2 protein-coding genes are annotated in these 503 nt (G+C 64.2%); both read left to right on the forward strand.

Annotation, left to right across the window (positions count from 1 at the left end):
- Positions 1–204, forward strand: a 204-nt coding sequence (locus ACQY5R_RS18380) for a J domain-containing protein (protein ID WP_428610734.1), incomplete at its 5' end; no start/stop codon positions are given.
- Between the two features lie 2 nt (positions 205–206).
- Positions 207–503, forward strand: a 297-nt coding sequence (locus ACQY5R_RS18385) for a hypothetical protein (protein WP_428610735.1), incomplete at its 3' end; no start/stop codon positions are given.

Here is a 503-nt window from a genome sequence, read left to right on the forward strand (position 1 = left end):
GACCCCTATGCGGTGCTGGGGGTGTCGCCCAATACGCCGATTGAGGCAATCCGGGCGGTCTGGCGGGCCGAGGTGCGGGCCTCGCATCCCGATCAGCTGATCGCGCGCGGGGTGCCGGAAGAGGCGGTGAAACTGGCCGAAAAACGGATGATTGCCGTGAACCATGCCTGGGATGTGATCCAGACCGAACGTGCGGCGAGCTGACGATGCTGCGGATTGCCACCTATAACGTCGAGTGGTTCAATTCGCTGTTCGCCGACGATGGCTCTTTGCTGGAAGATAGGGAATGGTCGGCGCGCCATAATGTGACCCGGGCCGATCAGCTGGCGGCGCTGGGCATCGTGTTCACCGCGCTTGATGCCGATGCGGTGCTGGTGGTTGAAGCGCCGGACGACAACCGCCGCCGTTCGACGGTGCGGGCGCTGGAGACCTTTGCCCATGCCTGCGGGCTACGGGCGCGCAAGGCACTGCTCGGGTTTCGTAACGCCACCCAGCAAGAGATT

Source organism: Sedimenticola sp. (assembly GCF_050289425.1).
Classification (GTDB): domain Bacteria; phylum Pseudomonadota; class Gammaproteobacteria; order Chromatiales; family Chromatiaceae; genus Sedimenticola.